1 protein-coding gene is annotated in these 387 nt (G+C 44.7%); it reads left to right on the top strand.

Going from position 1 to position 387, the window contains the following annotated elements:
* Window positions 1–169: 169 nt before the first annotated feature.
* Window positions 170–387, top strand: a 218-nt coding sequence (locus BTA35_RS18605) for a hypothetical protein (protein ID WP_238377650.1), incomplete at its 3' end; no start/stop codon positions are given.

A 387-nucleotide genomic window follows, 5' to 3' on the forward strand; every position in this document is an offset into this window, starting at 1 on the left:
TTAGTGTATGGAGAACTTGTAGATACCGCGGATAAAGCTATGGTAATTAGTGATTTTGAGGCTGCGCTGTCAATGGCTAGAATGTTGGGAGCCAAGGTTGAAGGGTTTATCGGAGGAACTAACGGGCATGATTTTACTCCTCTAACACCATCTCCTACGGGGGATTTAAATGGATAAAATCAACCTTGGAGATGGAATCTCTATTATGATTGATGTTAGGGCATATTTGGAGCGGTATGATTGCTGGGAAAGGGCCAGGTGGTCTGAGGATCGCCTTAGCTGCCTATCTCCATTTAGGCCTGACAGACATCCTAGTTTCTTTGTAAACTTCAACAACATGTGGAGTGGAACTTGGGGAGACTCTGCTACAGGCGAAACAGGAAATCT

Source organism: Oceanospirillum linum (genome assembly GCF_001995095.2).
Classification (GTDB): Bacteria; Pseudomonadota; Gammaproteobacteria; order Pseudomonadales; family Halomonadaceae; genus Oceanospirillum; species Oceanospirillum linum.